This is a genomic window from Aerosakkonema funiforme FACHB-1375, from assembly GCF_014696265.1.
Taxonomy (GTDB): Bacteria; Cyanobacteriota; Cyanobacteriia; order Cyanobacteriales; family Aerosakkonemataceae; genus Aerosakkonema; species Aerosakkonema funiforme_A.
The window spans coordinates 30,151-39,626 of the sequence record NZ_JACJPW010000077.1 but is presented as its reverse complement, the minus strand read 5'-3'; the positions used below and the strand labels follow the sequence as shown (position 1 = coordinate 39,626).

The 9,476-nt window shown below is 45.2% G+C and carries 5 protein-coding genes; 4 read left to right on the top strand and 1 reads right to left on the bottom strand.

Annotated elements, in window-relative coordinates; translation table 11 throughout:
- Positions 1–348 precede the first annotated feature (348 nt).
- From H6G03_RS25215 to H6G03_RS25200, 4 genes are all read left to right on the top strand, one after another.
- Complete coding sequence (locus tag H6G03_RS25215) at positions 349–1,434, top strand: DMT family transporter (RefSeq protein ID WP_190470359.1); 1,086 nt, start codon at positions 349–351, stop codon at positions 1,432–1,434.
- Positions 1,435–1,600: 166 nt separating this feature from the next.
- Positions 1,601–2,920, top strand: a complete 1,320-nt coding sequence (locus tag H6G03_RS25210; RefSeq protein ID WP_199315474.1) for a HEAT repeat domain-containing protein — start codon at positions 1,601–1,603, stop codon at positions 2,918–2,920.
- A 58-nt stretch (positions 2,921–2,978) separates the two neighbouring features.
- Positions 2,979–3,629, top strand: coding sequence for a glycosyltransferase family 2 protein (locus H6G03_RS25205; RefSeq protein WP_190470341.1), 651 nt, complete (start codon positions 2,979–2,981; stop codon positions 3,627–3,629).
- A gap of 156 nt (positions 3,630–3,785) precedes the next feature.
- A complete protein-coding gene (locus H6G03_RS25200; RefSeq protein WP_190470337.1) occupies positions 3,786–5,060 on the top strand; it encodes an ABC transporter substrate-binding protein in 1,275 nt (424 codons plus the stop codon).
- A gap of 295 nt (positions 5,061–5,355) precedes the next feature.
- Here H6G03_RS25200 and H6G03_RS25195 read toward each other — a convergent pair whose 3' ends face one another.
- The gene (locus H6G03_RS25195; RefSeq protein ID WP_206756645.1) at positions 5,356–9,447 is read right to left on the bottom strand and encodes an nSTAND1 domain-containing NTPase; all 4,092 of its coding nucleotides are present in this window, start codon (positions 9,445–9,447) and stop codon (positions 5,356–5,358) included.
- Between the last annotated feature and the right edge of the window lie 29 nt (positions 9,448–9,476).

The following is a 9,476-nucleotide window of genomic DNA, read 5'->3' as shown; positions in this document are numbered from 1 at the left end:
CCTCTTCCCTAGTTTGCCTTATTCCTGGCTGGGTTAACTGGCTGGCCTAGCTTGTGGGGGAAAAGCGCAGGTTCTTTTGGCAGATATTTCGACGTGTGTCAGCTACTTAACAGAAATACATAATTCAATACAATTAGAATAACTGAGTAAAAATAGCTCTCCCGTACAATAACCAAAAATTATTGATTGGGCGAAACGCTTAGCGGGTAAGGCATCTTTCCTGCCCAACAGCCCAAAGAACCACCGAACGAATAAATGCAGTCGATCCCAATTTTATTTGACATGACAAAAAATTTACAATTACCATTCACGCGAACAACGGAGGCAAACCGTGAATCCCTGACAGGGATGGAAACGAAGCTCGCTGAATCCAGACTTCCTTTTGCTTCTTTACTTCTCATCGCTCCCTTTTTCCTGTGGGGTACGGCAATGGTAGCAATGAAAGGAGTCATGCCCCAAACCACACCCCTATTCATGGCTGGGGTACGCTTGGTGCCTGCGGGAGTTTTGGTGTTGCTGTTTGCGATGCTAACTGGAAGACCCCAGCCCCGCACTGGGTCAGCTTGGCTGTGGATTGGCTTGTTTGCCCTCGTAGATGGGGCGCTGTTTCAAGGCTTTTTGGCAGAGGGATTAGTTCGCACCAGTGCCGGTTTGGGGTCGGTAATGATCGACTCCCAACCTCTGGCGGTAGCTGTGCTGTCGCTGTGGCTGTTTCAAGAACGCATAGGATTGTGGGGATGGCTGGGACTTGGTATAGGCGTCCTGGGTATTAGTTTCATCGGCTTACCCCAAGAGTGGATAACAAATTTGCTGGCAGGAGGTTCGATCGCCACATCGGTAGATATTCATCAATTGTTTCAAAATGGTGAGTGGCTGATGCTGCTAGCGGCACTTTCAATGGCGCTGGGAACGGTGACTATTCGGATCGTATGTCGCTATGCCGACCCGGTGGTAGCTACAGGTTGGCACATGATTTTGGGAGGTTTGCCTTTATTTGGTCTCTCAGCAGCTGTAGAATCCGAGCAGTGGCAGCAATTGGATTTATCCAGTTGGATGGCCTTGAGCTACTCAACCGTTTTTGGCAGTGCTTTAGCCTACGGTTTGTTCTTTTATTTTGCCAAAGCAGGCAGTTTGACCAGTCTCAGTTCCCTTACCTTCCTAACTCCCGTCTTCGCCCTCCTATTTGGCAACATCTTCCTATCGGAAACGCTCGCACCCTATCAATGGATGGGTGTCTGCCTCACTCTGGTCAGCATCTATCTAGTCAATCAACGGGATATTCTGGCAAAATGGCTTCAGTCTAAAAAATCAGTAGCTAACCCCAGTACTGAAAAACCTTCTAGCGAAAACCAACCTTTATTGGCACCTTCGGAATTAGAATTGGCAAAGGTTACCGTCAAAATTGCCGAATCTGAATCGGAAATTTGGCGCTAAATTAGCGGCAGGGAGTTGCCAATTTCTACTGTGTTTGTGAAGACTTTGCGATCGCTAACGCATCAGGGCTGAGTTTCTTGGCAAATGCCAGTTTAGGATTAAACTAGCTCAAAGTCATCTACCCAGTGGGTTATACTGGCAGCCCCTTCTACCCCTGAGTTAGTTTATGTCGCCCTCACGCTCCGCTTTATTTCTGCTTTCTTGTATGACTTGCCTGGGCTTTAGCCCCAGTGCCGTTGGAGCGCCAATTTATGGCTACCCCGCGCCTCAGTCGGACTTGCTCATCTTGGAGACGGGAATCGGTAAGTTGTTTGCCACTACACCTGGGGCAACTCTATTTGCACAGCGCAACTCGCCCAGCCCAACTGCAAAACCTTCCCCAAAAGAAACTGTTCCAGATTTTAGCGACCTTAACTTCAGTAAAGAAAAACCGACTCCCAAGCCAACTACAGCGGCTAAAACGACTAAAAGTTTTAACCTCAACTCACCATTATTGTGGATAGGTACAGGGGCAGTCCTTTTGATTATCGGTGGAGTGGGGCTGTTTTACGTGGTGAGACACCCTAGCGATCGCACGGAAAGTGTAGCTGAAGAGCTGCCTCCAGATCCAGAGTCCGATCGCACTGACACCCCAGACATCAAGGCTAACCCATTTCAATCACAAACTGATAAAAATGCCCAAAACAATGGCTTTTCAACTATCTCCGAAAATACATATCCAGAACAACCAGCCCCACACTTGCAGGCAGAAACAAACCGCTACAGCGATGACATTTCATCGGTTTGGGAAAATAAACCTGCGGAAGAATTAAGCCACCATTCCCAAATCGAAACAAACAGCTACATCGGTGATACTTCATCGGTCTTAGAAAACAAACATACAGAAGAATTAACTGCACAGCCGCAGTTAGAGACAAACATCTACAGCAGTTCCATTTCCCCAGTTGGTGAAAATAAACCTCTCGAACAATCAACAACATCGCCCCAAACAGAAGCTTTAGAAATTCGAGAACCGACTCGCCTACCCAAAATCAATATAATTGATGAATTAATTAAAGATCTGCAAAATCCCGATCCGACAAAACGGCGCAAAGCCATTTGGGAATTAGCACAAAGAGGCGATTCTAGAGCGGTACAGCCTCTACTGGAAATAATGATGGATGCAGATTCTATGCAGCGCAGCTTAATTTTAGAAGCGCTATCCCAAATCGGCACCCGCACGCTCAAGCCGATGAATCGCGCTTTAGCTATGTCCCTGCAAGATGACAATCCAGAGGTGCGGAAAAACGCGATTCGAGATGTGACGCGCATTTTTGATATGATGGCTCAAGTCAGTCAACTTTTGCGCCACGCAGTTGACGATCCCGATGAGGAAGTGCAACAAACTGCACGCTGGGCTTTGACTCAGTTAAGTCGGATTCGGGGGTTATCGGGTGTGGATAATTTCTCCAATCGCCCAAATTCTAAAAATCCACCTGAAAATTGATTGGTCATCGCTCAGATGTTAATCCCCAATATTCAAGTATAACTAAAGGACAGATGAAATGAGCGGTTTGAATTTTATCCTAATTCCGGAAATCTCCATTATCCTTCCTACCTACAATCGAGCTAAGTATTTAAGCGACTGTATTAATAGTGCGATCGCACAAACGTTTCCAAATTGGGAACTGATTATAGTCGATGATGGCAGTAATGACAATACCTTTGCAATTGTCGAGTCTTTTGTCCAAAAATTTGATAACATTCGCTATCTCAAACATAAAAATAGGAAGCCCGGTTATTCCAGAAATGCTGGCATACAAGCATCATTTGGCAATTACATCACCTTTTTAGACAGCGATGACCAATATAAACCAGAGCATTTACAGTCACGCTTAGAATATATGAAAGCTCATCCCGAAATTGACTTAATTGAAGGTGGATTGTACTCTGAAGACGAAGAACTTTTCGTACCCGATTACTTCCAAAGAGATAAACTGATTAGCATAAAGTATTGTGTATTCGGGGCAACCTTTTTTGGGAAAAGGCACGTATTTTTTGATTTGAATGGTTTTAATAACCTTGATTTTGGAGAAGATACAGACTTTTGGTATAGAGCGGAAAAAAGATTTAAAACTCAAAAATTAACCGAGCCAAAAACTTATATTTATACCAGAGCCGAAACCAGTATAACAAAAGATTTTGTTAACAAATAGATTCTCTCATCAAATCCGTAAAATCTTATCTAAGTGTAGGGTGGGTTAGGCACGGGCAATCTAAAAGTCAAAAGTCAAAAATTTCTCCGCTTCCCTCTCCCTTTCAGAGCGTGTCGTAACCCACCATCCCCAAATAAATAGCCTAACAATAAACGTATGAAAATTTTAAATATTTGTTCGCGCTACCTAACAATTATTTTACTCAGCCTATCTTTACTTATATTAACTGCTTGTCAAACTACAGCCCCAAAAGATAAAGGCGTTACGCATATCACCGTATGGCATGGTATTAATCCCCCTCCCAATCGGGATGTGTTTCAAAAAGTCGTAGATCGATTTAATCAAGATCATCCAGATATTGAAGTAGAATCTATCTACGCCGGACAATTAGACCAACAGTTACCCAAAATTCTCACTGCGATCGTCGGTAATTCTCCCCCAGATATCTTATCATTCAACACCCAAATTACAGGCCAGTTAGTTGAACTTGGAGCGATTCGACCTTTAGATGATTGGCTGAACAAATCGCCGCTAAAGTCAAAAATAATGCCCAAATTATGGGGAGAAATGGAGTTATATGACCATGTTTGGTCAGTTCCCATGTTTGCGGGAAATATCGGCATTTTTTATAGACCGACACTTTTTAAAGCGGCGGGGATTACCGAGTTGCCAAAAACTTGGGCAGAACTTCGCCAAGTAGCGAAAAAACTAACCTTAGACCGCAATAGCGATGGTTATCCGGAACAATACGGGATGTTAATGCCTTTGGGTAAAGGAGAATGGACGGTTTTTACTTGGTTTCCTTTCTTGTTGGGTGCTGATGGAAACTTAGTCAAAGATAACCGCCCTAATTTGGTTAATCCAGGTGCGATCGCAGCTTTACAATTTTGGCAAAATTTGATAAAAGATGGCTCTACAAAATTCTCTGCACCAGAACGGGGATATGAAGAAGATGATTTCATTGCCGGTCGCGTTGCCATGCAGTTAACTGGGCCTTGGACATTGATAATGAAAAGTAAAGTTGATTTTGATGTCTTTCCTGTTCCGGGAAATCGCAAGCAAGCAACTGTGTTTGGTAGCAACAATATGTTTGTGATGAAAACCACACCAGAGAGAGAACGAGCTTCTATTAAATTTTTAGAATATCTTTTGAGTGACGAATTCCAAATTGAATGGAGTATTGCCACAGGATTTTTACCCATAAATATTAACGCCGCCGCCAGTCCCGCTTATCAAAAATTGCTTCAGCAAAAACCTGTCCTCAAAGTTTTCCTCCAACAAATGAATGCCGCCGGTTCTCGACCGATTATTCCCGGTTATAGCCGCCTATCTGAAAGTTTGGGGAGAGCGATCGAATCAACTATGCTAGGCGAATCTCCAGCAAAAGCTTTACAAAAAGCGCAAGAACAACTAAACTTAATATGGGAATAATATAGCTAAAAACTAGGGAATAAAGCGTCGGGGCTGTATTGTGTAGGGGCGAAGCATTCGGGCGACAATTTATTGCACAAAACCCAAGATTTTCTATCCGAATGCTTCGCCCTGCCGAGGTCTAAATAGAAACACACCTTATCTCTTTTGTCAACCTCTTCTACGGGTGTGGTCATAAGTAGTTGGTGCAGATTTTAACTCCCCCTACTTCCCCTGCTTCCCCTGCTCCCCCTACTCATTACTACCAACGGGTTTTGACCACACCCCTCTTCTACTGGACTGGCACTCCAGACAACTATTTCGACGCATCCGCCTCCTTCCAAACATACTTCCGACAAGTTTGTGCGGCAGATTTCTGATCCTCATTTTCCGGATGCACAAGTACCGGATGTTCCCGCAACCTGTCGCACCCCACAGACAGCCAAGTTTGCCAATCGCCAGCTTGCCACAATCGCACTGTGTTGTCGCGACTACCGGAGACGATATATTTTCCATCCGGGCTGAAGGCGACTGAGGAGACACCATCCTGATGTCCGACAAAAGGTTGACCGATGGGTTGACCGATGGGTTTGCCTTTGATCTCCCACAATCGCACTGTCTTGTCATCACTACCGGAGACGATAGATTTTCCATCCGGGCTGAAGGCGACTGAGTTGACATAACTCTGATGTCCGACAAAAGGTTGACTGATAAGATTGCCTTTGATATCCCACAATCGCACTGTGTTGTCTAAACTACCGGAAACGATAGATTTTCCATCCGGGCTGAAGGCGACTGAGGTGACATAATTCTGATGTCCTTGGAAAGGCTGACCGATAAGATTGCCTTTGATATCCCACAATCGCACTGTGTTGTCCCAACTACCGGAGACAATATATTTTCCATCCGGGCTGAAGGCGACTGAGTAGACATAATTCTGATGTCCGACAAAAGGTTGACCGATGGGATTGCCTTTGATATCCCACAATCGCACTGTCTTGTCCTCACCACCGAAGACAATATATTTTCCATCCGGGCTGAAGGCGACTGAGTTGACTATACCCTGATGTCCGACAAAAGGTTGAGCGATGGGTTTGCCTTTGATATCCCACAATCGCACTGTCTTGTCATCACTACCGGAGACAATATATTTTCCATCCGGGCTAAAGGCGACTGAGTAGACAGCAGACTGATGTCCGACAAAAGGTTGACCTTTGATATCCCACAATCGCACTGTCTTGTCCGCACTACCGGAAACGATAGATTTTCCATCCGGGCTGAAGGCGACTGAGGTGACAAATTGCTGATGTCCGACAAAAGGTTGACTGATAAGATTGCCTTTGATATCCCACAATCGCACTGTGTTGTCTAAACTACCGGAGACAATATATTTTCCATCCGGGCTGAAGGCGACTGAGTTGACATAATTCTGATGTCCGATAAAAGGTTGACCGATGGGATTGCCTTTGATATCCCACAATCGCACTGTCTTGTCCGCACTACCGGAGACAATATATTTTCCATCCGGGCTGAAGGCGACTGAGTAGACAACATCCTGATGTCCTTTGAAAGGTTGACCGATAAGATTGCCTTTGATATCCCACAATCGCACAGTCTTGTCAAAACTACCAGAGACAATGTATTTTCCATCCCGGCTGAAGGCGACTGAGGTCACACGATCCTGATGTCCTTTGAAAGGTTGACCGATAAGATTGCCTTTGATATCCCACAATCGCACAGTCTTGTCAAAACTACCAGAGACAATGTATTTTCCATCCCGGCTGAAGGCGACTGAGGTGACACGGTTCTCATGTCCTTTGAAAAGATTGCGCTCTTGGGGTACTTGGATGGCACTGAGTAAGCTAGACTGAACCGATGGAAGAACCTCCGGCAACTTATCCTTGCTCTCACCAGTCGCCCCAATTGCCAGCACTAAACCATTGACAGGATTGACATCCAGCAAATTTTTCACCGTGGCAGCTTTTTCCCCTAGCGTCGCCACTACGGTCTCCTTTTCCGCGTTGAACCACAGAATCGTAGACCCCACCGCAGCTGCACTCATCGCCCCCACAAAGACAGCAACAATACCAACATTACGACGGCGGTTATTTCTTCTCCTCCTGATACTTTTCTCGATAAATTCCTTCCCCAGCGACGACAGCAAACCCAACTCTGCATAATCCTTGAGATAATTCTCCGCCTCTACCAACTTCGACCCCACCAGCAAGTCATCTTTTGGCTTTTTTTTCCTTTCCCAATCTTCCGCTTCCGCCTCAATTTTGCGCTCAATTCTAATCGCATCTCGGTTTTCATTCACCCAATTACGCAATAATGGCCAATAGCGGATCAACGCTTCGTGGGCAACATCCACCACAGTTTCCGTTTTTTTGGCTTCTCCCCGCGCCGCCAGTTCCGATGTCACCAACAACCGCGCATCTGTCAATTGATTCAATACTGCATCTACCAAAACTTGCGGGTTCTTTTCGCTAACTAAATCCGATTTGAATATCTGGCGGCGGGTATCTTCGGTTCCTTCTCCCAGTTGGGTAAGTTCCAAAAAAATTCGTTTGGTAGTAAGTTGTTCTTCTTGTGATAATTTTTGATAAACTTCATCGGCACGATTTTGCAGCGTTCCCTTTACTCCACCCAGTTTGGTATATTCTGCCAATGTCAAACGATTCACTTGTCGTCGCTGCCACAATTCCGTTAGCGTGTATTGCAATAGCGGCAGCATACCGGGTGATTTTTCCACATCTTGAAGCATTTGTTCGACGAGTTCCCGCTGCATTTCCAAACCCACCATTATTGCAGGTTCGGTAATCGCTTCCTCCATTTCCTCCCGATTCATCGGTGTCACCGTCACCTGAGAATCTTGAATCAGTCGAGATAATCCTGCATATTCCTGTTCGGCACATTTCCCAAAGAAATCTGCCCTCATGGTGATGACCAGACAAAGTTGAGTATCTGTCTGTTTGATTGCACCTAAAATGCACTCAAAAAATTTCTGACGTTCTTCGATATCCCCGCAGAGAGTAAAACATTCCTCAAATTGATCTATTACTAAAACTACGCGCTGGTTTAGAAACCCGGTTTTTTGGGTTAGAAACCCGGTTTTTTGGAAAAACCGGGTTTCTGAAGTTTTTGAGAGTTTAGCTTTTACCAATTCTCTCAATCCAACTGCACCAGCAGCAATCAATTCTTCCGCTTTTTCTAATTGGGATGAACCCGACCCTACCAGGAGAGGGGTGTCATTCTCCTCCGTTCCCTCGTAGGGAAGGGGGGTTGGGGGGGTGAGGTTTTCTTCCACAAACACCCGCGCTAAACTTTTGAGTGGATGTTCCCCCGGTCGAACAATTAAAATCGGCCAAGTCTCGCTGCCAGATAATCTTTGTCCTAATTTTAATTGATAAAGTAATCCGGCTTTCACTACAGAAGATTTACCGCTACCAGAAGCACCCATTACTGCCAGAAAATTACTTTCTCTGACTTTATCCAATAGCAAATCTGTCAGTGCTGTCCGACCTTTAAAATATTTGGCATCTTCATCATTGAAATCAAAAGCTTGCAATCCTTTATAAGGACAAACTCCCGCCATTAAAACAGCACGTTCTATCTTTTCTTTTTCACCAGTCAGAATAATCTCGCCGCCGGAATTATGAAATATCGGACGTTGGCGCGATGTTGCCAATTGCTTGTTGATAAAATCGACTAAGCTATAATTCGTTACCCAACTTTCCGCATGATTTTCTGGTTTCAAACCTTGCAATAACGCACTTGTCAAAATGCCATGTTCGCCGCCTACTTCTTCGTAAGCTACCTCGAAATCTCGCGATGCAGCGATCAAACATCTGTCCCGCGCTTTCCCTCGACTACCTGGGTCTGCTTCGGCAAAGTTGAGTAATTCGCCGCTATGACAGCAATCCAACCATACTATCTGCTGTCGTACCGGACTTTCCTGCAATAATTGGCGCAACCATTGTAGCGATAGTCCCCATTTTCCGCGCAATGGGTTAGCTTCGGATGTCCCTAGAAAACCTTCGGTGACGCCGCCTTCGTGGGAACGCAACCCATGTCCGGCGAAAAATAGCAGCGCGGTATCGGGTATACTGCTGCTGGGGGGATTGAAGAGGTTGGCGATCGCTTTTTTTAAATCCTGCGCTTGAATTAAATTCCTGGGTGCGGGATCGGAATCTACTTGCCAAGAACCTTCGATATTAATAGCAGGTAAGCGCTGTACCCGAAAATTGCCGTAGGTTTCCAGAAATTGCGCTATTGCTTCTGCATCCGCCGCCGATTTCATCAAATGTCGCGGTTTGCTGGTGGGTTTATCCTTCAGCATTGGATAGCGATTAATACCTACTACTAAAGCTTCTCGGTTCATGGGTGCGCGATTCAGGTAATAACTCAAATTGCTAATAATTAATTTTGAGTCGATAA

Excerpts from the sequence above, each read along its gene's own strand:
- H6G03_RS25215 (WP_190470359.1), top strand. The coding sequence starts at position 349 with ATGGAAACGAAGCTCGCTGAATCCAGACTTCCTTTTGCTTCTTTACTT.
- H6G03_RS25210 (WP_199315474.1), top strand. The coding sequence starts at position 1,601 with ATGTCGCCCTCACGCTCCGCTTTATTTCTGCTTTCTTGTATGACTTGC.
- H6G03_RS25205 (WP_190470341.1), top strand. The coding sequence starts at position 2,979 with ATGAGCGGTTTGAATTTTATCCTAATTCCGGAAATCTCCATTATCCTT.
- H6G03_RS25200 (WP_190470337.1), top strand. The coding sequence starts at position 3,786 with ATGAAAATTTTAAATATTTGTTCGCGCTACCTAACAATTATTTTACTC.